Origin of the sequence: Janthinobacterium sp. BJB304 (assembly GCF_002735765.1) — a bacterium.
Taxonomy (GTDB): domain Bacteria; phylum Pseudomonadota; class Gammaproteobacteria; order Burkholderiales; family Burkholderiaceae_D; genus Janthinobacterium.
In genome coordinates this window covers 230,215-253,695 of the sequence record NZ_PDZN01000001.1, presented here as the reverse complement: position 1 = coordinate 253,695, position 23,481 = coordinate 230,215, and the positions used below count along the sequence as shown (strand labels likewise).

The 23,481-nt window shown below is 63.4% G+C and carries 23 protein-coding genes and 1 tRNA gene; 11 read left to right on the top strand and 13 right to left on the bottom strand.

Annotation, left to right across the window (positions count from 1 at the left end):
• The first annotated feature begins 71 nt into the window (after nt 1-71).
• Nucleotides 72-1,526 (top strand): NADP-dependent succinate-semialdehyde dehydrogenase, encoded by a 1,455-nt coding sequence (gabD, locus tag CSQ95_RS01170; protein ID WP_099408142.1) that lies wholly within the window; start codon nt 72-74, stop codon nt 1,524-1,526.
• Between the two features lie 157 nt (nt 1,527-1,683).
• Here gabD and CSQ95_RS01165 read toward each other — a convergent pair whose 3' ends face one another.
• On the bottom strand, nt 1,684-2,811 hold the full coding sequence (locus tag CSQ95_RS01165; protein WP_099408141.1) for a poly(3-hydroxybutyrate) depolymerase: 1,128 nt from the start codon (nt 2,809-2,811) through the stop codon (nt 1,684-1,686).
• 181 nt (nt 2,812-2,992) lie between these two features.
• On the opposite strand from CSQ95_RS01165, the gene CSQ95_RS01160 reads away from it, so the two are divergent.
• Together CSQ95_RS01160 and CSQ95_RS01155 are read left to right on the top strand one after the other, a co-directional pair.
• Nucleotides 2,993-3,586, top strand: a complete 594-nt coding sequence (locus CSQ95_RS01160; protein ID WP_099408267.1) for a glutathione peroxidase — start codon at nt 2,993-2,995, stop codon at nt 3,584-3,586.
• A gap of 121 nt (nt 3,587-3,707) precedes the next feature.
• Complete coding sequence (locus CSQ95_RS01155; RefSeq protein ID WP_070313106.1) at nt 3,708-4,067, top strand: DUF1428 domain-containing protein; 360 nt, start codon at nt 3,708-3,710, stop codon at nt 4,065-4,067.
• 165 nt (nt 4,068-4,232) lie between these two features.
• Here the strand turns inward: CSQ95_RS01155 and pabB are convergent, their stop codons facing one another.
• From pabB to CSQ95_RS01140, 3 genes are all read right to left on the bottom strand, one after another.
• Nucleotides 4,233-6,077 carry an aminodeoxychorismate synthase component I gene (pabB, locus tag CSQ95_RS01150; protein WP_099408140.1) on the bottom strand — a complete coding sequence of 615 codons (1,845 nt, stop codon included), beginning with the start codon at nt 6,075-6,077 and terminating at the stop codon, nt 4,233-4,235.
• A gap of 21 nt (nt 6,078-6,098) precedes the next feature.
• Complete coding sequence (gene slmA, locus CSQ95_RS01145) at nt 6,099-6,674, bottom strand: nucleoid occlusion factor SlmA (RefSeq protein ID WP_070313104.1); 576 nt, start codon at nt 6,672-6,674, stop codon at nt 6,099-6,101.
• A gap of 102 nt (nt 6,675-6,776) precedes the next feature.
• Nucleotides 6,777-7,511 carry a pyrimidine 5'-nucleotidase gene (locus CSQ95_RS01140; protein ID WP_099408139.1) on the bottom strand — a complete coding sequence of 245 codons (735 nt, stop codon included), beginning with the start codon at nt 7,509-7,511 and terminating at the stop codon, nt 6,777-6,779.
• A 90-nt stretch (nt 7,512-7,601) separates the two neighbouring features.
• On the opposite strand from CSQ95_RS01140, the gene CSQ95_RS01135 reads away from it, so the two are divergent.
• Nucleotides 7,602-8,471, top strand: coding sequence for a TraB/GumN family protein (locus CSQ95_RS01135; protein ID WP_257217909.1), 870 nt, complete (start codon nt 7,602-7,604; stop codon nt 8,469-8,471).
• A 252-nt stretch (nt 8,472-8,723) separates the two neighbouring features.
• Here the strand turns inward: CSQ95_RS01135 and CSQ95_RS01130 are convergent.
• Nucleotides 8,724-8,798, bottom strand: a tRNA-Thr gene (locus CSQ95_RS01130).
• Between the two features lie 65 nt (nt 8,799-8,863).
• Complete coding sequence (argB, locus tag CSQ95_RS01125; protein WP_010393729.1) at nt 8,864-9,757, bottom strand: acetylglutamate kinase; 894 nt, start codon at nt 9,755-9,757, stop codon at nt 8,864-8,866.
• Between the two features lie 231 nt (nt 9,758-9,988).
• On the opposite strand from argB, the gene CSQ95_RS01120 reads away from it, so the two are divergent.
• The 3 genes from CSQ95_RS01120 to CSQ95_RS01110 all read left to right on the top strand — a co-directional run bounded on the left by CSQ95_RS01120 (nt 9,989) and on the right by CSQ95_RS01110 (nt 14,524).
• Nucleotides 9,989-10,186, top strand: a complete 198-nt coding sequence (locus CSQ95_RS01120; protein ID WP_099408137.1) for a cysteine-rich CWC family protein — start codon at nt 9,989-9,991, stop codon at nt 10,184-10,186.
• A 98-nt stretch (nt 10,187-10,284) separates the two neighbouring features.
• Complete coding sequence (locus tag CSQ95_RS01115; protein WP_099408136.1) at nt 10,285-13,341, top strand: response regulator; 3,057 nt, start codon at nt 10,285-10,287, stop codon at nt 13,339-13,341.
• Nucleotides 13,342-13,372: 31 nt separating this feature from the next.
• Nucleotides 13,373-14,524 (top strand): two-component system response regulator, encoded by a 1,152-nt coding sequence (locus CSQ95_RS01110; RefSeq protein ID WP_099408135.1) that lies wholly within the window; start codon nt 13,373-13,375, stop codon nt 14,522-14,524.
• Here the strand turns inward: CSQ95_RS01110 and CSQ95_RS01105 are convergent.
• Both CSQ95_RS01105 and CSQ95_RS01100 read right to left on the bottom strand, forming a co-directional pair.
• A complete protein-coding gene (locus CSQ95_RS01105) occupies nt 14,517-15,797 on the bottom strand; it encodes a PHB depolymerase family esterase (protein WP_257217908.1) in 1,281 nt (426 codons plus the stop codon). The genes CSQ95_RS01110 and CSQ95_RS01105 overlap by 8 nt on opposite strands.
• 54 nt (nt 15,798-15,851) lie before the next feature.
• Nucleotides 15,852-16,265, bottom strand: a complete 414-nt coding sequence (locus tag CSQ95_RS01100) for a CopG family transcriptional regulator (RefSeq protein WP_034752801.1) — start codon at nt 16,263-16,265, stop codon at nt 15,852-15,854.
• Between the two features lie 131 nt (nt 16,266-16,396).
• On the opposite strand from CSQ95_RS01100, the gene CSQ95_RS29545 reads away from it, so the two are divergent.
• From CSQ95_RS29545 to CSQ95_RS01085, 4 genes are all read left to right on the top strand, one after another.
• Complete coding sequence (locus tag CSQ95_RS29545; RefSeq protein ID WP_180278921.1) at nt 16,397-16,546, top strand: hypothetical protein; 150 nt, start codon at nt 16,397-16,399, stop codon at nt 16,544-16,546.
• Nucleotides 16,547-16,626: 80 nt separating this feature from the next.
• Nucleotides 16,627-16,776, top strand: coding sequence for a DUF1289 domain-containing protein (locus tag CSQ95_RS30265; RefSeq protein ID WP_306532443.1), 150 nt, complete (start codon nt 16,627-16,629; stop codon nt 16,774-16,776).
• An 8-nt stretch (nt 16,777-16,784) separates the two neighbouring features.
• On the top strand, nt 16,785-17,708 hold the full coding sequence (locus tag CSQ95_RS01090) for an MBL fold metallo-hydrolase (RefSeq protein ID WP_099408132.1): 924 nt from the start codon (nt 16,785-16,787) through the stop codon (nt 17,706-17,708).
• Nucleotides 17,709-17,808: 100 nt separating this feature from the next.
• Nucleotides 17,809-18,762 carry a nitronate monooxygenase family protein gene (locus CSQ95_RS01085; protein ID WP_070218965.1) on the top strand — a complete coding sequence of 318 codons (954 nt, stop codon included), beginning with the start codon at nt 17,809-17,811 and terminating at the stop codon, nt 18,760-18,762.
• Nucleotides 18,763-18,883: 121 nt separating this feature from the next.
• Here CSQ95_RS01085 and CSQ95_RS01080 read toward each other — a convergent pair whose 3' ends face one another.
• The 5 genes from CSQ95_RS01080 to CSQ95_RS01060 form a co-directional block, all read right to left on the bottom strand.
• Nucleotides 18,884-19,465, bottom strand: coding sequence for a hypoxanthine-guanine phosphoribosyltransferase (locus CSQ95_RS01080; RefSeq protein ID WP_099408131.1), 582 nt, complete (start codon nt 19,463-19,465; stop codon nt 18,884-18,886).
• Nucleotides 19,466-19,528: 63 nt separating this feature from the next.
• Nucleotides 19,529-20,785 carry a phenylacetate--CoA ligase family protein gene (locus CSQ95_RS01075; RefSeq protein WP_099408130.1) on the bottom strand — a complete coding sequence of 419 codons (1,257 nt, stop codon included), beginning with the start codon at nt 20,783-20,785 and terminating at the stop codon, nt 19,529-19,531.
• Entirely contained in the window at nt 20,782-21,141 is a 360-nt protein-coding gene (locus CSQ95_RS01070) for an MmcQ/YjbR family DNA-binding protein (protein WP_099408129.1), read from the bottom strand. Before CSQ95_RS01070 ends, CSQ95_RS01075 begins: the two co-directional genes overlap by 4 nt.
• Before the next feature lie 15 nt (nt 21,142-21,156).
• Entirely contained in the window at nt 21,157-21,996 is an 840-nt protein-coding gene (locus tag CSQ95_RS01065) for an ABC transporter ATP-binding protein (protein WP_099408128.1), read from the bottom strand.
• A gap of 135 nt (nt 21,997-22,131) precedes the next feature.
• Nucleotides 22,132-23,451: an ABC transporter substrate-binding protein gene (locus CSQ95_RS01060; protein WP_086144358.1), complete on the bottom strand. Its 1,320-nt coding sequence runs from the start codon at nt 23,449-23,451 to the stop codon at nt 22,132-22,134.
• Nucleotides 23,452-23,481: the final 30 nt, after the last annotated feature.

The window sequence follows — 23,481 nt, the reverse complement described above, 5'->3', positions numbered from 1 at the left end:
CCGCCTGCGGAATCGGCCGCGCTGTGGCATAGTATCCCTCGTCGATAATTCAAACCAGACCGGAGATCCATATGCTGCAGTTGAAAGATCCTACCTTGTTGCGTCACCAGGCTTACGTGAATGGCGCCTGGATGGACGCCGATGGTGGCCAGACGATTAATGTGAGCAATCCCGCCACGGGCGAGCATATCGGCACGGTGCCCCTGATGGGCGCGGCCGAGACGCGCCGCGCCATCGAGGCGGCCAATGCCGCCTGGCCCGCCTGGCGCAAGAAGACGGCCAAGGAGCGCGCGGCCGTGCTGCGCCGCTGGCATGACCTGATCCTGGAAAACGCCGACGACCTGGCGCTGATCATGACCACCGAGCAGGGCAAGCCCTTGCCGGAAGCGAAGGGCGAAGTGCAGTTCGGCGCCTCGTTCATCGAGTGGTTTGCCGAAGAAGGCAAGCGCGTTGCAGGCGATACCCTGCAATCGCCGTGGCCGGACCGCCGCCTGGTCATCACCAAGGAGCCGATCGGCGTGTGCGCCGCCATCACGCCGTGGAATTTCCCCGCCGCCATGATTACGCGCAAGGTCGGCCCGGCCCTGGCCGCCGGCTGCCCGATGGTCCTGAAGCCGGCCGAGGCGACGCCGTTTTCCGCGCTGGCGCTGGCCGTGCTGGCCGAGCGCGCGGGCGTGCCTGCGGGCGTGTTCAGCATCGTCACGGGCGCGCCGAAAGACATCGGCGGCGAAATGACGTCGAACCCCATCGTGCGCAAGCTGACGTTCACAGGGTCGACCCAGGTGGGCCGTTTGCTGGCGGAACAGTGCGCGCCGACGATCAAGAAACTGTCGCTGGAACTGGGCGGCAATGCGCCGTTCATCGTCTTCGACGACGCCGACCTGGATGCGGCAGTGGAAGGCGCCATCGCCTCGAAATACCGCAACGCGGGCCAGACCTGCGTGTGCGCCAACCGTCTGTACGTGCAGGACAGCGTGTACGACGCGTTTGCCGACAAGCTGGTGGCCGCCGTGGCCAAGCTGAAGGTGGGCAATGGCATCGAGGCGGGCGTCACGCAAGGCCCGCTGATCGACGCCAAGGCCGTGGCCAAGGTGGAAGAGCACGTGGCCGACGCGCTGGGCAAGGGCGGCCGCCTGCTGGCCGGCGGCAAGCGCCACGCGCTGGGCAACGGCTTCTTCGAGCCGACCATCATCGCCGACGTGACGAACGACATGCGCGTGGCCACCGAGGAAACCTTCGGCCCGCTGGCGCCCCTGTTCCGTTTCAAGACGGACGAGGAAGTCATCGCCCTGGCCAACAACACGGAATTCGGCCTGGCCGCCTACTTCTATTCGCGCGACATCGGCCGCATCTGGCGCGTGGCCGAAGGCTTGGAAACGGGCATGGTCGGCGTCAACACGGGCCTGATCTCGAACGAGATCGCGCCCTTCGGCGGCGTCAAGCAATCGGGCCTGGGCCGTGAAGGGTCGACCTACGGTATCGAAGACTACCTCGTGATCAAGTACATCTGCATGGGCGGCATCTAGAATGCTTGATTAAATCTGCTGCGCGGCGCGCTTTCCGGCCTGCGATGCTCGCTGCCTCGGCGGCCCCGTACTCAGTACAGCTGCGCTTCTTAGCCAGATGGGGGCGCCGAGCCTCGTTGCCGCTCGCTACGATTTTCTCAAGCATCCGTGACGTCCGTTATCGGCGGCTGTTGCGAGCCGATCCTAACCTGTCCAGCATGCCCTTGACCGCTTCCATCTGCGTGCCGCTCTTGCGGTAGAAATCCGGATCGATCGGGTTGATGCTGGTGTAGCCCCAGAAATCCCAGCAGCCTTTCGGGTTGTACGGATAGACGGGGCTCGGTTCGGCCTGCGGATACAGCACGATGATCTTGTTGGCGTCCGCCACCTGGTTGTAGCCGGTGCTGGTATAGAAACGGTCGCCGATGGCCTGCGTCGTTTGCAGGCAGCCGTGGAACACCACGTGCACGCGGCAGCTCTCGCTGTCGCAGGCTTTCGGGATGTAGGCATAGCCCGTATTGTTCATGCTCGAGTACGCGTTCTGGATGAAGCTGCGCTGGTTGAAGGCGATCAGCTTGCCCGTCAGGGTGGTCGACGACGGTTGCAGGTCCGGATACAGGTGCTGCAGGATGTCGCGCGCCTGCACGTAGTCGCAGTCGTTGATGAAGGGCGACTCCGTCACGGCGCACGGCTTGTCCTGATTGCTGTCGGTCAGGATGGCGTGGCCCGCGACTAGCGTGTCGACGAAGCGGATCTGCGCCGCCGGCGTGCCCGCAAGTTGATAGAATTTTCCCACTTGTTCCACCACCGGCCGCGTCACGGTCTGGTCTTTCGTTCCGCTGAACAGATATACGCGCTGGCGTTTCAGGTTGGCCGTGTCGTCGATGAGACGGGCCTGCGCAAAATCGTTCGCCGCGCGCAGCAATTCGCTGGCCACGGGCGGCGCCACTTGCGAGCTGCCTGGATTCATGCAAGTGGTCAGGGCATTCGTCAGGTAGGGAATATACGGGAAGCGGCCCGGCTGGCCCGAGCAGAAATACGGGCCGCCCGCGATGATGCCGGCGCCGGCGACGGTGGCCGAGTAGGCGACGGCAAATTGCGCCGCCATGAAGCCGCCCGAGGACAGGCCGGACACGGTGGTCTGGCTCAGATCGGCCTGGTAGGCGGGCAGGGCGGGGGCGTCCTTGGTCGCGGCGGGCTTGACGGTTTTGGCCGTCGTGGTGGCGTGCGCGCCGCCGGGCGCCAGGATGAGCAGGCTGGCGGCCAGCAGGGCGGTGGGTAATGCGGTCAGGTGAGGGAAGGGCATGGCTACTCCACAAGGCAAGAAAAGGGACAGGAAGGCCGAGCATAGGTAAAAAAACTGTGCGCTGGGCAAGTACTGCACCGTCGTTGATGTCGCTCAAGCTATCGCTGTTGTTGACCGTCTTGTACGTGCGCGCGGCGTTTGACATAGAATGGTTTTTTTCCGTTCAACCATGGTGCCCCTCATGTCCAAGACCCTTGCCCAGCTGTTTGCGCTCACCACCCTTGCCGCCGGCGCCAGCCTGGCCATGCCGGCCCATGCGGCCGAAACCGCGCCAGCTGCCATAGCTCCGGCCGCCTGCCCCGCCATCCTCAAGCAGACCTTCAACCGCCTGCAGGATGAAGCGCCGCAAAACCTGTGCCAGTACGCAGGCAAGGTCGTGCTGGTGGTCAATACTGCCAGTTATTGCGGTTTTACCAATCAATATGAAGCTCTCGAGGCGCTGTACGCCAAGTACGGCAGCAAGGGCCTGGTGGTGCTGGGTTTCCCGTCGAACGATTTCGGCAAGCAGGAGCCGGGCAACAGCAAGGAAATCGCCGATTTCTGCTACAACACCTATGGCGTGAAGTTCCCCATGTTTTCGAAGTCCGTCGTCTCCGGCCCCACTCCAAACCCGCTGTATGTGGACCTGATCAAGCAGACGGGCAAGACCCCGGCCTGGAATTTCCATAAATACCTGATCGACCGCCACGGTAAAGTGGTGGAAAGCTTCCCCAGCAAGGTGACGCCGGACGACAAGAAACTCGTTGGCGCAGTGGAAAAAGCGCTGGCGATGTAAGTTGCCGACACCCAAGCAGGCTGGAACGCCTGCTTTTTTTTAATGCCGTGCTTGTCGTCTTGCCATCATTGTCCTAAGCTGGTTGTTCGTGTTTGTCAAAACAACCATCAAGGAGATCATCATGGCGTATGTCGATGGATTTGTGGTGCCCGTACCGAAAGCCAAGCTCGATGCTTACCTGGCCATGTCGCGCAGTTGCGGCGCCGTCTGGCGCGAATATGGCGCGCTGGAATTTCGCGAGTGCGTGGGTGACGATGTCAAGCCGGGCAAGCTGACTTCGTTCCCGCAGGCGGTGGACTTGCAGGATGGCGAAGTGGTGGTGTTTTCATGGATTGTGTATGAGTCGCGCGCCAAGCGCGATGAAATCAACGACAAGGTCATGAAAGACCCGCGCCTGGCCGAGATGATGGACCCGGCCAAGCTGCCGTTCGATGGCAAGCGGATGATCTACGGCGGCTATGAAATGCAGGTAGATCTCTAGCGGCTGAAACAGTCCATGGCGGCGTTGCAGTGCCTCGTCGTGCAGTTCGCACTGCCTTCGGCAATGCGCCTTGCCCTGAACTGTTTCAGGAGTCCATGGCGGCGTTGCAATGCTTCGTCGTGCAGTTCGCACTGCCTTCGGCAATGCGTCTTGCCCTGAACGGTTTCAGGCGCTAGCGATAAGATGTGCCGGCATCGCCCCGCGCAGCGCATTGCACACGACGATGGCCTCGGCCTGTGCCAGCATGGCGCGCGTGATGATGGTTTCCTGCGCGTTCCAGGCGGGATCGGCCAGCATGGCTGCGCGCTGCACGCCGGGCAGCAGGCCACAGGACAGGGGCGGCGTGTGCCAGCGGCCATCGAGCTTGACGAAGACATTGCTGCGCCCGCCCTCCGTCAGCTCGCCCCGCTCGTTAAAGAACAGCATGTCGAAGGCGCCTTGCGCCTCGGCCGCGCGCCACGCTGCGTCATAGCGCGCGCGCACGCTGCTCTTGTGGCGCAGGAACAGGTCGTCGGCAGTCGTGGCGTCGGGCGCCAGCATGACGTTGACCGTCTCCGGCAAGGGCGACAGGGCACCGCTTTGCGTCGTAAACTGGCCGTCCTGGCGCAGCGCAAGGCGCAGGCGGAAGGGCGCATCGTCGGGCCGCGCCGCGCAAGCGGCCTGCAGCGCGGCGCGGGCAGCATGTTGGTCCCAGGCAAAACCGAAGTAGGCGCTGGAAGCGGCCAGGCGCGCCAGGTGGCGCTCCTGCTGGCGGCAGCCGCCGGCGCGGCTGGCGTGCAGGGTCTCGAACAGTTCGAAGTCATTGGTCAGCCCCGTCAGGAAGCGGGCCTTGAGCTGGCATTCCGCAAATTCCTCGTGCGGGTCGCTGTCCAAGACGATGCCGGCGCCCACGCCCATCTCGCCGCGCCGCAGGCCGTCAGGGCCCGCCGGCTGCAAGGCCAGGGTGCGTATCGGCACGGACATGCAAAAGTCACCCACCGGGTGGGCCGCGCCGATGGCCGGCGGATCGAACCAGCCGATGGCGCCCGTGTAGATACCGCGCGGCGCCGGTTCCAGTTCGGCGATGATCTCCATGGTGCGGCGTTTGGGCGCGCCCGTGATCGAGCCGCACGGATACAAGGCCTGGAAGATGTCGGCCAGGCTGGCGTCGCCGCGCAAACGCGCCTGCACGGTGGAGGTCATCTGCAGCACGCTGCTGTAGCGCGTCACCTGGAACAGGGCCGGTACCTTGACGGAGCCCGTGGCGGCGATGCGGCCGATGTCGTTGCGCAGCAGGTCGACGATCATCAGGTTTTCCGCGCGGTTTTTCGGATCATTGGCCAGGGCGGCCGCGCGGCGCGCGTTCTCGTCCGTTTGTTCAGGCGGAGCCGCCGGCGCCGTGCCTTTCATCGGGCGCGCCGTCAGCTCGCCCTGCGCATGGCGCACGAACAGTTCCGGCGACAGCGACAGCAGGGCGCCGCCATCGGGCAGCATCACCAGCGCGCCATACGGCACGGGCTGGCGGGCGCGCAGCCGCGCATACAGGGCCAGGGGCGAGCCGAAGGCGTCGAAGCGCAGCCGATACGTATAGTTGACCTGATAGGTGTCGCCGGCCACGATGTAGTCGTGGATGCGCCCCAGCGCGCGCGTAAATTCGGCCTGATCCACGTTGGCGCGGATGCCGGCGATGCCGGCCGGCGTTTCCGCCGCTGGCGTACGAGCGGCCAGCCACTGCGCCACCTCGTCCTGCGACAGCTGGGTGCAATGTTCGAAGACGAGCACCTGCGCCAGCGGCGGCGCGCCGGGATCCGCCGCGCGCGGCGGCATGGCCAGCAAGTGCGCGCCCAGCTCGTAGCTGCACACGCTGACGGCATACTGGCCGCGTTCCAAGGCCGCTTGCAGCCCTTCGAGCAGGGCCGGCCACTGTTCCCCCTCGCTGCACCGCAAGACCGCCGTCAGGCCCGTGTACAGGCGCGATGCGGCGCCGGGCGTGCTGGCGTCGTCGAGCAGGGCGAAACAGTCGGTATGCATGGGGACAGCCGCGGCGGTGACTTACCCCAGCAGCATGGCGATTTGCAGCGCCGCTTCCTGGGAGGGATTGATCTTGAAGCCGCTCTTGGCGTAGCGGTGCCAGCGTCCAATGACGAAGCTGACGATCAGGGTGGCGCGCGCCGCCACTTCGCTTTCCTTGCCATGGCCTTCGGCGGCGGCCACGCGCAAGGCCTGCTTGAGCGCCAGCTCCACGCGGTCGTAGAACTGGTTCATGCGCACTTGCAGGCGCTCGTCCTCATTGACCAGCGCATCGCCGATCAGCACGCGCGTCATGCCCGGATTGCTGATGGCGAAATTGAGCAGCATGCCGATGATGTCGCGCGTCTGCGTCATCCCGTCGCTGTGCTTTTCCGCGATCTGGTTGATCAGGCCGAAGACGCTCGACTCGATGAATTCGATCAGCCCTTCGAACATTTGCGCCTTGCTGGCGAAATGGCGGTACAGGGCCGCTTCCGAGACGGCCAGTCTGGCCGCCAGTGCGGCGGTGGTGATCTTTTCGCCTTTCGGCTGCTCCAGCATTGCGGCGAGGGCCTGAAGAATTTGTAGCCTGCGTTGGCCCGGCGGTGTGCTTGCCATATTTTCTCTTGTCGTTAAAAAAAATGCTGCCTTGATGGGGAAGTCCGTCACCGCCGCTAGCGGTGCAGCTTCCGGCGTCAGCCGGAAGTCCAGGAGTCCCCTTCAACGCAGACGGTGAAGGCGGCGTGCCAAATGCCGGACAGATTTTACTTTGACATCGACGTAAGCGGGGCGATTTAACGCCTTGGGCAACTTCGCCACGCCGATCGGGTCGACCATTTTCAGGTATTGCGTGACCCAGGCCGTGCGCAGCCCCAGTCTTTTTGCGCCCTTCAGGTTGGCGAGGGTGTCTTCCACCAGGATGCAGCGGCCAGGGCGGATCTGGTGCTTGCGCATCAGTTTGCGCAGCATCAGCGTCGATGGCTTGGGCCGCAGCTGGCGGTGCACCTGCATCGCCTCGATGGCGACATGGTGTGAAAAGTGCCGGCGCAGCCCCAGGTGGCGCATCACGTCGCTCGAATAGCGCAGCGGCGCGTTGGTGAGTAAAATTTTACGGCCAGGCAGGCGTTTGAGTAAAGCCCCCAGTCCCCGCTCGGCGCGTATCATGGCGCGCAAATCGTCGAAGGCGTGCGTCTCGTGCAAAAAATGCGCGGCCTGCACCTGATGGTGCTTGACCATGCCCAGCAAGGTGGCGCCATAGCGGCGCCAGTAGGCCGCGCGCGCCGCATTGACGATGGCGTCGTCGGCCGGCGTCACGCCGTCGCCCAGCACCCGGGCAATATACGTGTTCATATTGGCCGTGATGGTGGGGAAGATGGCGTGCGAGGCATTGTGCAGCGTGTTGTCGAGGTCAAACAGCCAGACCGGCGACGAGCGGTTAAGATGGGACACAGGCACGAGAGTCTTTGCTAGCGAGAGAAGATGAAAAATTCAACAATCAGGAAAACCATGCGACGCCAGATTATAGTGATGTTTTGCGGATTATTCTTGCTGCCGTTGCAGGCGGCCTTCGCCGACGCGCCGCCCGTGGCGCAAAACCGCGGCGCCCTGTTCAAGGTGCAGGACGCGGCCCACACCCTGTATCTGTTCGGCACCATCCATGTCGGCGCGCCCGATTTTTACCCGCTCGAGCCGACAGTAACGCAGGCGCTGCACCGGGCCGGGGCGCTGGCGCTGGAGATCGACCCCGGCGCCGATCCGCGCAAGGCTGTGAGCGCCGTGCTGAAATACGGCATGGAGGCGCCGGGCAGCAAAGTGCCGGCCGACTGCCGCCAGACCCTGGCTCCGCGCCTGGCGCCGCTGTTGCAAAAATACGGCATTCGGGCCGAATCGGTGGCGCCGATGAAGCCATGGATGCTCGCCAGCGTGCTGGCCATCGGCGAATTTTCCACCCTCGGTTACCGCTCCGACCTGGCCGTCGACAATTATCTGTCGCAGCAGGCCAAGGCGCGCAAGATCCCCGTGGTGGAACTCGAATCGATGGAAGGCCAGATGGCGCTGTTTGGCGCCATGTCGCCGTTTGAGCAGTGCCGCTTCCTGGAAGACGGCGTGGCATCGATCGAGGATCAGGAACAAAGCCAGGAAGCGCGCGAGATCGCCGATGCGTGGCGCAACGCCGACGCGGCCGCCTTCGACAAGCTGGCGGCCAAGGCAGCGACAGACCCCTCGTTCGCCGCGCAGTTCGTGCAAAAGGTGTTGCTGGACGGCCGCAACCCGGCCCTGGCCGACGGCATCGCCAAACTCCTTGCGCGCGAAAAGCACAGCCTGGCCGCCATCGGCGTGCTGCACCTGGTCGGAGAAAAAAGCGTGCCGGATTTATTGCGTCAGAAGGGCTTGAAGGTCGAGCGGGTGTATTGAAACGCGGAGGAGATGCGGGCGACGGATAGCAGAGCAGATGGAAAAATGTTCAGGGCAAGGCGGACTGACGAAGACAGTACGAATGTACGGCGAGGAAGGACAACGCCGCCATGGACAGTTTTACTATGAGGAGATGACGGCAGAGTAGATGAAAAGTGTTCAGGGCAAGGCGCCGAGACGAAGACAGTACGCATGTACGGCGAGGCGAGGCAACGCAGCCATGGACATTTTTCAGATACGGGGATATAAAGTTGGTGCCCTTGACGTGGATCGAACACGTGGCCTCTCCCTTACCAAGGGAGTGCTCTACCACTGAGCTACAAGGGCAAATTAAAAGCGGCGCCAGGTGATCTGCGCCGCCAAACTACTCGCTGTGATGCGTTGCGATTTTTTTAGTGCGAACGGATCATAGTACCAAAAGCCTGCTCGGTCAACACTTCCAGCAATAATGAGTGTTCGATGCGGCCGTCGATGATGTGCACCGTGTTCACGCCGGACTTGGCGGCGTCGAGCGCGGACGAGATCTTCGGCAGCATGCCGCCAGAGATCGTGCCATCGGCGAACATCTCGTCGATTTCACGCGCGGACAGGTCGGTCACCAGATTGCCCTGCTTGTCCTGGACGCCGGCGATGTTGGTCATCATGATCAGCTTTTCCGCTTTCAGGATTTCCGCGATCTTGCCCGCCACCACGTCGGCGTTGATGTTGTAGGCCTGGCCATCCTGGCCGAAACCGATCGGCGAGATGATGGGAATGAAGGCGTCGTCCTGCAGCGCCTTGACGACGGCCGGGTTGATCGCGTCGATCTCTCCCACAAAGCCGATGTCGAGGAATTCGCCCGGATGTTCGCGGTCCGGCATCTGCATCTTGCGCGCGCGGATCAAGCCGCCATCCTTGCCCGTCAGGCCGACAGCCTGGCCGCCGTAATGGTTGATCAGCATGACGATATCCTGCTGCACTTCGCCGCCCAGCACCCACTCCACCACTTCCATGGTTTCTTCATCGGTGATGCGCATGCCTTGTACGAAGGTGCCCTGCTTGCCGATTTTTTTCAGCGCGTTGTCGATCTGCGGTCCGCCGCCGTGCACCACGACCGGGTTCATGCCGACCAGCTTGAGCAGGATGACGTCGCGCGCGAAGCCGTGCTTCAGGCGTTCGTCCGTCATGGCGTTGCCACCGTATTTGATGACGATGGTCTTGCCGTGGAAATTGCGGATGTAAGGGAGGGCCTCGGCCAGAATCTGCGCCTTGATTTGCGGCGACACCGCCGTCAAGTCGTCATTCATGTCCAGGTTCAAGTTAGCTAGTTGATTCATGGCGAGTCCGGAAAATAGATTTGTGCGATTTTACAGGGAAGAAGAAAATCCTGGAGGCATTATAGGGCGATCTTGTTGTATTTTCCCTGATGATCCTATAGTCTGGCCCGATATGTTCCCCAGCCAGCCCTTTTACTGCCCGTTACATCTGCGTCGTGTCCCGGCGCAGCATGACACACACTTGCCAATTCAAACACAGCCATGAGCCAGTGCAGCCTGTGCGGCGCCACCTTCCAGTGCGGCCAGACCGACCCGCAGGCCAGCGGACCGTGCTGGTGCCTGGCGCTGCCGCCCGCCATGCCCGTGCCCGGCAGCGCCGCCGTGGGCTGCTGGTGCCCCGCCTGCCTGCAAGCCCATATCGCCACCCTGGCACCTCCTGTCAAGCCTAACGTCGGCTAAATAAGTGCTTCGGCATGCAATTGCTTTGCAATAAACCTTGCATTTCGTAGGGGAATACGTTCAGACTTCGATTTTCAAGAATTTCTTATAGGAAAGTTATGCGCTTCAGGGATATCAGTATCGGCGTGCGCATCAATGCCGGTTATGCCATGTTGATCGTGCTGATGCTGATCGTCATCGTCCTCTCCGGCAGCCGCATCTACGCCATCCGCGCCGAGACCGACGATATCCTGCAGCGCGACTGGGTCGCCGCCAAGGCCACCAGCAAGATCCACGGGCTGGCGCGCGAGGCGGCCACGCGCATCGGCAATCTGCCGAACCAGCACGAGCTGGCGCTGCGCCAGGCGAACCAGGCGCGCCTGGAAGCGATCAAGCAAGGCATCGATGAGCAGGTGCGCATTCTCGACGGTCTCGATGCGCGGCCCGAGGAGCGGCGCCTGCTGGAACAGATGCACCTGGCGCGCGCCGAGTATTATGGCTCGCTGAAGGCGATGTTCGAACTGGTCGAGCGCGGCGAGGATGCCCGCGCCGAGCAGGCCATGCAGACGCAGACCTTGCCAGTGCTGGAAAAAGTGCTGTTGTACGTGGGTCAGCTCGACGATTTGCAGCAACAGCTGATCCGCGACAGCGCGGCCAGGATACGCAACGACATCGACACTTCGCTGCTGCTGATGGGCGGCATCGGCCTGGCGGCCCTGCTGACGGGCCTCGCCTTTGCCTGGTCGGCGCGCTCGATCACGCGTCCGCTGGGCGAGGCGGTGGCGATCGCCACGCGCGTGGCCAATGGCGACTTCAGTTCCGTCATCGAGGTGACGTCGCGCGACGAGACGGGCGAATTGCTGCAGGCGCTCAAGAACATGAGTACCAGCCTGGCCGTCGAGCAGGACCTGCGCCACGCCGTCGAAGTGGCCGAGGATGCGACCAAGATGAAGTCGGACTTCCTGGCCAATATGTCGCACGAAATCCGCACGCCGATGAACGGCATCATCGGCATGACCCATCTGGCGCTGCAGACGGAACTCACGTCAACCCAGCGCAACTACCTGGAGAAGGTGGAATCGGCTTCGAAGAACCTGCTGGCCATCATCGACGACATCCTCGATTTCTCGAAGATCGAGGCGGGCAAGATGGCCTTTGAAAAAGTCGATTTTTTCCTTGAGGACGTGCTGGCGCAGATCGCCGACCTGTCCGTGATGCGCGCGCAGGACAAGGGGCTTGAACTGCTGTTCGACATCGCCCCCGACGTGCCGAACGCCTTGCAGGGCGACCCGCTGCGCCTGGGCCAGGTGCTGATCAACCTGACCAACAACGCGATCAAATTTACGGACAAGGGCGAGATCGTCGTCACCATCCGCCTGCAGCAGCTGGAAGAGCATGCGGCCGTGCTGCGCGTCGACGTGCGCGACACGGGCATCGGCCTGACGCCGCCCCAGCGCAGCAAATTGTTCCAGGCCTTTACCCAGGCTGACACCTCCACCACGCGCCACCATGGCGGCACGGGCCTGGGACTGACCATCAGCAAACGCCTGGTGGAAATGATGGAAGGCGAGATCGACCTGGTCAGCGAAGCGGGCGTGGGCAGCACCTTTTTCTTCACGGCCCGCTTCGGCCTGGCCGCCGTGCCGCGCGATAATCTGCCGCAGTTGCAACATCAACAGCAGTTCCAGGGCCTGCGCGTGCTGGTGGTCGACGACAACCCCAGCGCGCGTGAAATCTTCGTCAGCATGCTGGCGGCGCTGGGCTTCGAGGCGCGTGCCGTGTCTGGCGGCGTGCTGGCCATCGGCGCCGTGGCGCAGGCGCGCGCCGAGGGGCGTCCGTACGGCCTCGTGCTGATGGACTGGAAAATGCCGGGCATGAACGGCCTCGATACCCTGGCCGGCATCCGTGCCGATGCCGCCGGCATCGATGCGACGCCGGCCTGCATCATGGTCACGGCTTTCCATCGCGAAGCGCTGCTGGAGGCGGCGCGTCAGCGCGATTTGCCGCTCGACGGGATATTGAACAAGCCGGTCAGCGCCTCGACCCTGCTCGACCAGATATCGTTCGTGTTTGGCGGCGTGACGGGACAGAGCCGCAAGACGCAGCGCCAGAGCAGCTACCGCGACGACGAGCGCGCCCTGCGCGGCGCCTGGCTGCTGCTGGTCGAGGATAATGAAGTGAACCAGGAAGTGGCGCAGCATATTCTCAACGACGCCGGCATCCGCGTCGACATCGCGGGCAATGGCGCCATCGCGCTGGCGAAGATCGAGGAAAACGCCTATGACGGCGTGCTGATGGATTGCCAGATGCCGGTGATGGATGGCTACCAGGCGACGCGCAAGCTGCGCCAGGACCCCCGTTATTCGAATTTGCCCGTGATCGCCATGACGGCCAATGCCATGGTGGGCGACAAGGAAAAATGCCTGGACGCCGGCATGAACGATTTCATCGCCAAGCCGATCGACGTGGCGCAGCTGTTCGGCACCCTGGCGCGCTGGATCGCGCCGGCCGCGCCGCAGGCAATGACGTCGGTAGCGGCGCAGCCGGAAGCGGAGCTGCCCGTGATCGCCGGCCTGAAAATGGCGGACGCCATGCGCCGCGTGGGCGGCAATGCCGCTTTGATGCGAAAATTGCTGGACCGTTTTGTGGAAACCCAGTTCGACGCCATGCAGCGCATCGTTGCCGCCATCGAGAACAACCAGCTCGAGACGGCGATCCGCGAAGCGCATACCCTGAAGGGCCTGGCCGGCAATATCGGCGCCGGCGGCCTGGCCGACAGCGCCGCGCGGGTCGAGCACTTGCTCAGCCTGGGTTCGCACGACGGTTTGCCGCAGGCGCTGGCCGCCTGCACCCTGGCGCTCGACGAACTGGTGCCGAAGATCGTGCTGGCCATGCAGTCGCGCGGCAATACGGCCGAAGCGGGCGGCGCGGCGGTGGCGCACGTGGCGCCGGTGGACCGGGCATACCTGGAAGCGGGCTTGCGCGAGCTGTCGCAGCTGCTGCAGCAGGACGATGCGCAGGCCGTCAAGCACCTTGACGGCATCGGTCCCGTGCTGGTCGCGGCGGGGCAGGCGGAACATGCGCGCCAGTTGAAGCGCATGCTGGGACAATACGATTTCGAAGGTGCGCTGGCGCAGCTGGGCGAAGTGGCCGATGCGCTGGAGTTGACACTGTGAGAAGGATAACTATGCAGAACGAAGGACGGGCATGAGAGCGCCGGCAAGCAAGCCAACCATCCTGGTGGTCGACGACACGCCAGACAATATCGATCTGCTGCGCGCGGTGCTGGAAGACGATTACCGCACCAAGATCGCCGTCAATGGCGAGCGCGCCCTGAAGATCGCCGCCGGCAGCGACCAGCCCGACCTGATCCTGCTCGATATCATGATGCCGGGCATGAGCGGTTACGATGTATGCCGCGCGCTGAAGGCCGATCCCGCCACGGCAGGCATCCCCGTGATTTTCGTGACCGCCATGAGCGAAGTGGCCGACGAGCAGCTGGGCCTGGCCCTGGGCGCCGTCGATTACATCACCAAGCCGATTTCGGCGCCCATCGTGCTGGCGCGCATCAAGACGCAGCTGGCGATGAAGCAGATGCAGGATTTCCTGCGCGACCAGAACCAGTACCTGGAAACGGAAGTGGAGCGCCGCGTGCAGGAAGTGGCGGCGCTGCAGGACGTCACCATCCACGCCATGGCCTCGCTGGCCGAGACGCGCGACAGCGAGACGGGCAACCATATCCGCCGCACCTCGCACTACCTGAAGGCGCTGGCCGAGAAGGTGCGCAACTTGCCGCGTTTCCGCGATTTTTTGACGGACAAGAATATCGAACTGCTGTTCAAGACGGCGCCGCTGCACGACATCGGCAAGGTGGGCATCCCCGACCATATCCTGCTCAAGCCGGGACGTTTCGAGCCGCATGAAATGGCCATCATGAAGACGCACACCACCTTGGGACGCGACGCCATCCTGGCGGCCGAGCACGAACTGGGCATCGAAGTCGATTTCCTCAAGTATGCGAAAGAGATCGCCTACAGCCACCATGAAAAATGGGATGGCAGCGGCTACCCGCAAGGCTTGGCGGGCGAAGCCATCCCGATTTCGGCGCGCCTGATGGCGCTGGCCGACGTGTACGACGCCCTGATCAGCCGGCGCATCTACAAGCAGGGCATGGACCACGCGCAGGCCGTGCAGATCATCGTCGAGGGACGCGGTTCGCACTTCGACGCCGAGATCGTCGACGCCTTCCTGCAGATCCAGGACCAGTTCATCGCCATCTCCAACCGTTATGCCGACGGCGTATGCGAGATCGCCGACAAGCAGCGGCAGATCGCGCCCTACACCGAGAATATCAGCTGACGGTCTTGAAGAAGCGCAGCATTTCCCGGCTGGCGTCCGGCCCTTTGCCGTCCGTATAACTGCCGTTATCGCTGCCGCCGGACCACGCGTGGCCGGCGCCGTGGATGACCCAGTGTTCGCCCAGCGGCGAGCCGTCGGCCTGGCTGTGCGTGGTGCGCGTGTAGCGGTGGCCGTTCGGTACGCTGCCGTCGACGGATGCGGCCTTGGCCGCCTTGCCGCCCGCCTGGCTGCGCACGCCCTGCGCGATCAGTTCATCGCCATTGCGCGGGTTGACGGTGGTGTCGCGGTCGCCGTGAAAAACGATGATGGGCACGCCGCCTGCCGGCGCCTTGCGCTGGGCATTGGGCATGGCGCCGCCCTTCATGGCTGCCAGCGCCGACGGCAAGTCCTGCGCCGAGGCGAAGGGCAGGCCGGAATGCACGCCGACGGCGGCAAACAGGTCGGGGTACAGGGTGCCGACGATGACGGCCATGGCGCCGCCCGCCGACAGGCCGGCGACGAACACTTCACGCTCGTTGACCGGGTAGTCGTCGATGACTTGCTGGGCGATGCCGGCGATCAGCGACGGTTCGCCCTGGTCGCGCTGCTGGTCGATGGCGTTGAACCAGTTCCAGCAGCGTGAGCTGTTGGCGCCCTGCGTCTGCGCCGGGTAGACGACAAAACACTCCTTTTCTTCGGCCAGCGCATTCATCTGCGTGCCGGCGGCGAAATCGTCGGGATTTTGCGTGCAGCCGTGCAGCATGACGATCAGCGGCATGGCCTGGCCGTGGTAGCTGCTGGGGATATACAGCTTGTACGAACGCGTGCCCGCATGGTTGCGGTACACGCCATCGATGAACTGCGCGCCGGCGGGGATTTCCACCGGCGTGGCGGCCGGCGCGTTGAAGCCGGGCGGGTGGAAATTCGGCAGCTCGAAGCTGGGCATGTCGAAGCTGTGCTGGCCCAGGCCGGCCGGCACGCCCAGGCGCGCCATGAAATCCTGCGCGAAGTCCTGCGCCGCCTGCGCGGGCGTGGGCGGCACCGATGCCGCTTCCGGTGCGGCGTCAGTTTGCGGCTGCCCCCGGGCCTGCGCTGGTGCCGGTGGCGGCGCAGGTGGCGGATTAATATCACGCATCGGCTGCGGTGGCGGCGCTTGCGTGGCGGCCGCTTGCGGCGTCAGTCCGGCCGCAGACAGCGCCTGCTGGATCGCTGCGGTGGCGGCGGCGGGGCCGCTGCCCATCAGATTACGGGTCGCTGTGCGCATCTGCGCCAACATGTTGAGAGGTAGTTTCATGACCATCCTTAACGGTGCCGCGCATCGGCCGGGTCATCGCCGCGAACCAATACGCTAGTGAATTCGCCCTGCGAGCGCCGTCTTGACGACGGTGCTGGCGTGCAGGGCACCTAATACGAAAATAGACTCGATGGTGGCCAGTGCCAGTTCCACCGAAACGTCGCTGGCGATGCTGGCCAGTCCCAGCACCTGTATCTGCAGGCGCTGGCCGGCTGCCTGAATCGCTTCCAGGTCGGCGCGCGAGTAATGCTGCATGCCCAATACCAGGCTTTTACGGGCCACGGTTTGTTTCACTACGTCGGCGTGGGTGCCCAGTTGGTTGCGTATGGCCGTACGGATCAGATCCGTGCGGTTGGAATAAAATCCCTCCTGGACCAGCAGATCGATCTGCCCCAGGTCAATCAAGCCGAGGTTGATCGTGATTTTCTCGGATTCCCCAATTTTGGGCTTGCTGTCTTGCTTGGCCATATCTCTCCATAAACTCCACGTGGCATCCATTTGCCATCTGTATGGATGGTAGTATAGTTCTGAAATATCTCAAGTCAAGCAGGATCTGGCCTGATCGTGTTGTAGGACGGGCACCCGTAGAGTGAGAATGTGTGAAAAATATATTTCCGGAAGAGCAGTTGTTGACCATTGTTTCGCTGGAAAATATATTCACGGAAACATTGCAGGGCGATGCCATCGACTCGCCGGCGCCGTTTCGCGGCATAATGAAAGTCTTCACGTTTACCGATGCCGCTCCATGATGGTCGCTCCCCCACCTCCGCCAGCCGTTCCGCTTTCTTTGCCGTCGCCGGTGCCGTCGCCCTGCGTCAGCCTGTGCAAGATGAACCGCAACAGCGGCTTGTGCGAAGGCTGCCTGCGCACGCTCGACGAGATCATCGCCTGGAGCAAGGCCGACGACGACTTCAAGCGTGCCGTCTGGGCCGAATTGCCCGACCGCGAATCTTTGCTCGATTTCGAGCCCGACTACTGAGGAAGCCCATGCCGCGATCGCCAGCGCTGTTCCCCGATGCCATGCAGGTGTTCGAACGCGGCTGGCTGTCGTCGAACAACATCCTGTTCCAGGGGAAGGATGACACGGCCCTGATCGACAGCGGCTATGTCACGCATGCGCCGCAAACCCTGGCCCTGCTGCACCACAGCCTGGCCGGCCGGCCGCTGGACCGCCTGTTCAATACCCACCTGCACTCCGACCATTGCGGCGGCAATGCGCTGCTGCAAGCCGCATACGGCTGCCAGACGGCCATACCCGTTTCGGAAGCGGACAAGGTGAGAATGTGGGATGTCGATGCCCTCAGCTTCCAGGCCACGGGCCAGCAATGCCCGCGCTTCCGCTTTGACGCCACCGTCTCGCCCGGCGACACCTTGACCTTGGCCGACATGCGCTGGCAGGCGCTGGGCGCGCCGGGCCACGACCCGCACTCGCTGATTTTTTACTGCGCCGGCGAGGGTATTCTGATTTCCGCCGACGCCCTGTGGGAAAACGGCTTTGGCGTGATCTTCCCCGAACTCGATGGCGGCTCCGGCTTTCTGGAAGCGCGCGCCACGCTGGACCTGATCGCCAGCCTGGACGTGCGCGTCGTCATTCCCGGCCACGGGCGGCCGTTCCAGGACGCCGCCGGCGCCCTGCAGCGTGCGTATTCGCGCCTCGATTACCTGGCGTCCGACCCCGTGCGCAATGCGCAGAATGCGGTGAAAGTGCTGCTGAAATTTTTGCTGCTGGAGCGCCAGCGCATCGCCCTGGTCGAGATACCGGCCCTGCTGCGCGGCATGCCCGTCTTCGAAGAGGCCAACCGGCGCTTCCTGCGCCAGGAGTCGGCCGCGCTGGCCGAGTGGGCCGTGTCGCAGCTATGCAGAGCTGCAGCGGCGCGGGTCGAGGGTGAGTACTTGCTCAACGACGGTTGAACCGGTCTTGCGATAAATTCAGCACGATCGTACTTTTTCTGCACTATAATCAACGTTCAGTGTGTCTTTCACGTCCGATCAACTTTCCAGCGAGTCCGCCATGGCATTGCCTGTTGCGTTGCAAAACCTCTCCTTACCCGTTATCGCTTCGCCGATGTTCATCGCCAGCGGCCCGGCCCTCGTCGCGGCGCAGTGCAAGGCCGGCATCGTCGGTTCCTTTCCGGCCCTGAACGCGCGTCCCGCCGAATTGCTCGACACGTGGCTGACCGACCTGCAGGCCGAGCTGGCCGCCTTCCAGGCCGCCCATCCCGATAAAAAAGTCGGGCCGATCGCCGTCAACCAGATCGTGCACCAGTCGAATGACCGCCTCGCGCATGACGTGGAAGTGTGCGTGAAACACCAGGTCCCCATCATCATTTCCTCGCTGCGCGCGCCGCCCAAGGAAATGCTCGACGCCATCCACAGCTATGGCGGCATCGTGTTGCATGACGTGATTTCGATCCGCCACGCGAAAAAGGCGCTGGAAGCGGGCGTCGATGGCTTGATCCTGGTCGCCAGCGGCGCCGGCGGCCACGCGGGCACCCTGTCGCCGTTCGCGCTGGTAGGCGAAGTGCGCAAATTCTTCGACGGCCCGCTGGCGCTGTCGGGCTCCATCGCCACGGGCGACGCCGTGCTGGCCGCGCAAGCGATGGGCGCCGACTTTGCCTACATCGGCTCGCGCTGGCTGGCGACCAAGGAATCGAACGTCAGCGACGGCTACCGCGAGGCCATCGTGGAGTCTGCGGCGGCCGACATCGTCTACACGAACCTGTTTACGGGCGTGCACGGCAATTACCTGAAGAAATCGATCGAAGCGGCCGGACTCGATCCGGAAGCCTTGCCCGAAGCGGACAAGAGCGCGATGAATTTCGGCTCCGGCAGCGCCAAGGCCTGGCGCGACATCTGGGGCGCGGGCCAGGGCGTGGGCTTGATGGATGACGTGCCGAGCGTGGCAGAGATGGTGGCGCGCCTGAAGGCCGAATACGATGCGGCGCGCGCGCGGTTGAAGCTGTAATCGTTGTTGTGACGGTGGTGGTGGTGTCGGATTACGCGGCGTACCGCCGCTAATTCGACCTACTCGAACCTGGTGGCGTAGGTCGGATTAGCGCGCAGCGCGTAATCCGACAACACCACAATCACTCCTGTTTCAAATCCTCGGGCTTGATAGCCCACAAACCTGGCAAGTTGCGCCAGTAGCCGTACGCATCCATGCCGAAGCCGACGACGAAGCGGTTCGGTATCACCAGGCCGACGATGTCGGCTTGTACAGGCTTTTTCTTGCCGATGGCCTTGTCGGCGAACACGGCCAGGATGACTTCCGAGGCGCCCATGTCCAGCAAGCGCTGCTTGACGTGCGCCAGGGTTTCGCCTTCGTCGAGAATATCGTCGAGCACGATGACGGTGCGGCCTGCCACGTTCGAGCGGGGGATGACTTTCCACACCACTTCGCCACCCTTGTCGTCGTCGCCGTAGCGGCTGACGTGGATGTAGTCGAATTCGAGCGGGAAGCTCAGTTGCGGCAGCAGGCTGCCCGTAAACACGACGGCGCCGCCCATCACGCCCAGCACCAGCGGGAACTCTTTCGAATCCTCGGCGTTGAAGCGCATGTTGAGCACATCGGCCATGCGCGTGATCGACGCCTGCACGGTATCTTGGTCGAACAGCAGTTCCGCGTTCTTGATCAGGTCACGGGCACGGTTGTGATGAAATTCTTGCATGGACTCTTGCATGGCGATGAAAGGGGCTGATGGTCAATGCCGGTATTATCCCGCAAATCGGCCTTATTTGTAATCGCGCATGTCGTCGATGATTTTCCCATCCTGGGCCAGACTGCCCACCGCCACCAGCACCACGTCGCCGCGCAGCTTGGTCAGTTCACGGATCGAACCGATGATGGCTTCCACGCCGCTGGCGTCATGCGGATCGTCGACTTCGCAATGCAAGGCCATCTCGTCGTTGGCCATGCGCCCCGACACCACCAGCCGCGCCTTCCTGATTTGCGGGTGGCGGCGCGCGATTTCATGTACCTGCGACGGATGCACGAACATGGCGCGCACCTTGGTGGTTTGATCGGCGCGCCCCATCCAGCCTTTGATGCGCGTATTCGTGCGCCCGCACGGCGACTGCGGCGCGTCCATCAGCACGGCCGACAGATCGCCGGTGGCAAAGCGGATCAGCGGGTAGTCGGCATTAAAGACGGTGACGACGACTTCGCCCACCTCGCCCGGTGCGACGGGAATGCCGCTGCCCGGATGGACGATCTCGAGCAGCACGTTTTCGTCGACGACCATGCCGGGATTGAGCTTGCCATTGCTGGCCGTTTCATAGGCGATGCTGCCGATATCGGCCGAGGCATAGGTCTGGAACACGTGCGGCACGCCGTTCTCGGCAAACCAGCTGCGCAAGGATTCGGGCAGCGCTTCCGCGCCCATCACGGCCTTGGTGACGCTGCTGATGTCGGCGCCCATTTCGCGCGCCTTCTCGATGATCAGTTTCAGGAACGACGGCGTGCCGATATACGTGTCCGGCTTCAGGTCTGCCATCGCCTGCACCTGCATTTCCGTCTGGCCGATGCCGGCCGGGATGACGGTGCAGCCGATGCGCGCGGCGCCCCCTTCGACCATGAAGGCGGCCGGCGTGAAGTGATACGAAAAACAGTTTTGCAGCAGGCCGCCGGCGCGCACGCCGGCCGCATACATGGGGCGCGCAAAGCGCCACCAGTCGGGGCCGCGGCCTTCCGGATCGAAGATGGGGCCGGGCGAGACGAACACGCGCGACAGGGCGTTTTTCGGCGTCGTGTTCAAGCCGCCGAACGGCAGCTGCGCGTGCTGCAATTGCTTGAGGTCGGACTTGCGCGTCACGGGCAGCTGTGCCAGCGCGGCGCGGCTGGTGATGCCGGCCGCATCGACGCCGTCGAGGATGCGGGCCCAGCCCGGCGCCTGTTGCGCGCGCGCGATCAGCTGCGGCAGGCCGGCCATCAATTCGCGTTCGCGCGCTTCGGGGGCGCGTGCTTCCAGACTGTCGAGCGTATCGGTCATGTTGCGGATTCTCCAATGTCACGTTGCAGTTTTTTCGTCAGCCTGGCAAAAATCAGGCTGTATGAGCGGTGCAGCAGGGCCGCCATTTCCCCGTCGTCCAGCGCGTCGGGGCTGGCGATATGCACCCACTTGGCCCGCGCCAGGTAGGGCGCCGGGCGGATGCCGGGCCGGTCCGTCAATTCCAGGAAGCGCTCCGCATCGACCTTGAAGCTCATGCCGCGCGTGCTGTGCACTTCTGCGCCGCACAGCGCAAACAGGCGACCGCCGACGGAAAACGCCAGCACGTTGCTCCACTTGATGTCTTCGGTCGCGCCGGGAAAGCCGCGGCACACTTGCTTCGCCCGTTCCAGGTCCATGTCGTAACTTCCGTGTCAGGCCAGCCAGCGCTTGCGGCGGCGGTAGAACTTCATGTCGCGGAAGCTCTTGCGCCCGGCGCTGGACACGCCCAGATAAAACTCTTTGACGTCTTCGTTGCTGGCCAGTTCCTGCGCTTGCCCTTCCATCACGACGCGGCCGTTTTCCAGGATGTAGCCGAAGTCCGCGTAGCGCAGCGCCACGTTGGTGTTCTGCTCGGCCAGCAGGAAAGACACGTTTTCCTTCTGGTTCAGGTCCTTGACGATGCCGAAGATCTCTTCGACGATCTGCGGCGCGATGCCCATCGAGGGTTCGTCCAATAAGATCATCGACGGCTTGGCCATGAGCGCGCGGCCGATGGCGCACATCTGCTGCTCGCCGCCCGAGGTATAGCCGGCCTGGCTGCTGCGCCGCGTTTTCAGGCGCGGAAAGTAGTGGTAGACCTTGTCCAGCGCGTCTTTCAGTTCGCCGCGCGACAGGCTGCGCGTGTAGGCGCCCGTCAGCAGGTTTTCCTCGATGGTGAGGTGGCCGAAACAGTGGCGGCCCTCCATCACTTGCGACAGGCCCCGCTTGACCAGCTCATTCGGCGTCAACTGATCCACGCGCTCGCCCTTGAACTGGACTTCGCCCTTGGTGACGTCGCCGCGTTCGCCGCGCAGCAGGGTCGAGATGGTTTTCAGCGTGGTCGACTTGCCGGCGCCGTTGGCGCCCAGGAGCGCCACGATCTTGCCTTGCGGGACTTGCAGCGACACGCCCTTCAGGACCAGGATCACATGGTCGTAGATGACTTCGATATTGTTTACCGACAGGTAGGGCGGCGGCGCGGTGTCTGGTGTTTGCGTGGCAGTGGGTGTCATGGCTGCTTCGTTTTCATATGTGTTGGCGATGCTGTCGGATTACGCTACGCTAATCCGACCTACGTGAATGCGGTGTTGGTCGGCGTAGGTCGGGTTAGCGCGTAGCGCGTAACCCGACGCCACGTCGAGAGCCGCTTACTTCATGCACGCCGGCGTGATCTTTTTCTCTTCGGCGTACTTGCCGGACGATTCCTCGACCAGCTTGCGCACCAGGGCCTTGTCGCCGACGATCCATTTCGGCGTGATGGCGGTCCACTTCTTGCCGTCCCACTGCTGCACCTTCACGGCGCCCGAGCCTTCATGGTCGTCGCAGCTGGTTTTCACGGTGGGGAACATGCCCAGTGCGCCCACGGCCTTCTGCCGCGCATCGTCGACGTTCAGGTTTTCCAGGCCCCAGCGCATCTGTTCGCCCGTGATCGGCTTGCCCTTGCCGAATTTTTCCTGCGCCGTGCGGATCGCTTCGACCCACAGGATGCCGGCCGTCACGCCGCGCATGTGGTAGACGGAGCCGATGCGCGACTGGTCGGACAGGTTGCCCTTGCCGGACGCGTAGAGTTTCTTGCGGATGTCGTCGAGCACGGGGTAGTTGCCCGGCGTATTGAACGTCATCGCCGTGTAGCCCTTGGCCGCGTCGCCCGATGGAATCGTGTCTTCCTCGGAGCCGGCCCACCAGACGCCCAGCATTTTGTCGCGCGGGAAGCCGTTGCGCTGCGCCGTTTTGATGGCAACGGAGTTCATCACGCCCCAGCCCCACAGGATCACGTGGTCCGGCTTGGCCTGGCGGATTTGCAGCCATTGCGATTGCTGTTCGCTGCCGGGCGGCGCGACGGGAATCTTGATCAGTTCGAAGCCGTACTGTTTCGACAGCGCTTCGAGCACGGGCAGCGGCTCCTTGCCGAAGGCCGAATCGTGGTACAGGTGGACGATTTTTTTCCCTTTCAGCTTGTCCATGCCGCCATCCTTGTCGCCCAAATACTTGATCATGGCGGCGGCCTGGCTCCAGTAGCTGGAGATCAGCGGATACACATACGGGAAGACCTTGCCGTTGGCGGCGTCCGAGCGGCCGTAGCCGATCATCGTCATGGGAATCTTGTCCTGCGCCACGCGGTCGAGGATGCCGTAGGCGACGCCCGTGGACAGGGTTTCGACCAGGGTGGCGCCGCCCTGCTTGGTTTTCAGGCGTTCATAGCATTCGACGCCGCGCGACGGGTTGTATTCGGTTTCGCATTCTTCCCAGCTGATTTTCACGCCATTGACGCCGCCGGCCTGGTTGACCAGGTTGAAGTAATCGATGATGCCGCCGTAGAAACCGGAGCCGCCGGCCGCGTACGGACCCACGCGGTAGGAGGGCAGGGCGATGTACTGTTCCTTGTCCTGCGCCTGGGCGCTGCCGGCCATGGTGAGTGCGGCACTGGCGATGGCGGCGGCCAGCATGAGCGATTTGATGTGTTTCATTGTGTGTCTCCTCTTGTTTTATTTGGTATT

What these genes read in the sequence shown, in the direction of transcription:
- slmA (WP_070313104.1), bottom strand. Translation starts at nt 6,674, where the DNA reads ATGGCAAGCACACCGCCGGGCCAACGCAGGCTACAAATTCTTCAGGCC.
- CSQ95_RS01070 (WP_099408129.1), bottom strand. Translation starts at nt 21,141, where the DNA reads ATGGACCTGGAACGGGCGAAGCAAGTGTGCCGCGGCTTTCCCGGCGCG.
- argB (WP_010393729.1), bottom strand. Translation starts at nt 9,757, where the DNA reads ATGAATGACGACTTGACGGCGGTGTCGCCGCAAATCAAGGCGCAGATT.
- CSQ95_RS01090 (WP_099408132.1), top strand. Translation starts at nt 16,785, where the DNA reads ATGCCGCGATCGCCAGCGCTGTTCCCCGATGCCATGCAGGTGTTCGAA.
- CSQ95_RS01085 (WP_070218965.1), top strand. Translation starts at nt 17,809, where the DNA reads ATGGCATTGCCTGTTGCGTTGCAAAACCTCTCCTTACCCGTTATCGCT.
- pabB (WP_099408140.1), bottom strand. Translation starts at nt 6,077, where the DNA reads ATGCATACCGACTGTTTCGCCCTGCTCGACGACGCCAGCACGCCCGGC.
- CSQ95_RS01115 (WP_099408136.1), top strand. Translation starts at nt 10,285, where the DNA reads ATGCGCTTCAGGGATATCAGTATCGGCGTGCGCATCAATGCCGGTTAT.
- CSQ95_RS01165 (WP_099408141.1), bottom strand. Translation starts at nt 2,811, where the DNA reads ATGCCCTTCCCTCACCTGACCGCATTACCCACCGCCCTGCTGGCCGCC.
- CSQ95_RS01155 (WP_070313106.1), top strand. Translation starts at nt 3,708, where the DNA reads ATGGCGTATGTCGATGGATTTGTGGTGCCCGTACCGAAAGCCAAGCTC.
- CSQ95_RS01080 (WP_099408131.1), bottom strand. Translation starts at nt 19,465, where the DNA reads ATGCAAGAATTTCATCACAACCGTGCCCGTGACCTGATCAAGAACGCG.
- CSQ95_RS01110 (WP_099408135.1), top strand. Translation starts at nt 13,373, where the DNA reads ATGAGAGCGCCGGCAAGCAAGCCAACCATCCTGGTGGTCGACGACACG.
- CSQ95_RS01105 (WP_257217908.1), bottom strand. Translation starts at nt 15,797, where the DNA reads ATGAAACTACCTCTCAACATGTTGGCGCAGATGCGCACAGCGACCCGT.
- CSQ95_RS01060 (WP_086144358.1), bottom strand. Translation starts at nt 23,451, where the DNA reads ATGAAACACATCAAATCGCTCATGCTGGCCGCCGCCATCGCCAGTGCC.
- CSQ95_RS01120 (WP_099408137.1), top strand. Translation starts at nt 9,989, where the DNA reads ATGAGCCAGTGCAGCCTGTGCGGCGCCACCTTCCAGTGCGGCCAGACC.
- CSQ95_RS30265 (WP_306532443.1), top strand. Translation starts at nt 16,627, where the DNA reads ATGAACCGCAACAGCGGCTTGTGCGAAGGCTGCCTGCGCACGCTCGAC.
- CSQ95_RS01075 (WP_099408130.1), bottom strand. Translation starts at nt 20,785, where the DNA reads ATGACCGATACGCTCGACAGTCTGGAAGCACGCGCCCCCGAAGCGCGC.
- CSQ95_RS01065 (WP_099408128.1), bottom strand. Translation starts at nt 21,996, where the DNA reads ATGACACCCACTGCCACGCAAACACCAGACACCGCGCCGCCGCCCTAC.
- CSQ95_RS01160 (WP_099408267.1), top strand. Translation starts at nt 2,993, where the DNA reads ATGTCCAAGACCCTTGCCCAGCTGTTTGCGCTCACCACCCTTGCCGCC.
- gabD (WP_099408142.1), top strand. Translation starts at nt 72, where the DNA reads ATGCTGCAGTTGAAAGATCCTACCTTGTTGCGTCACCAGGCTTACGTG.
- CSQ95_RS01100 (WP_034752801.1), bottom strand. Translation starts at nt 16,265, where the DNA reads ATGGCCAAGCAAGACAGCAAGCCCAAAATTGGGGAATCCGAGAAAATC.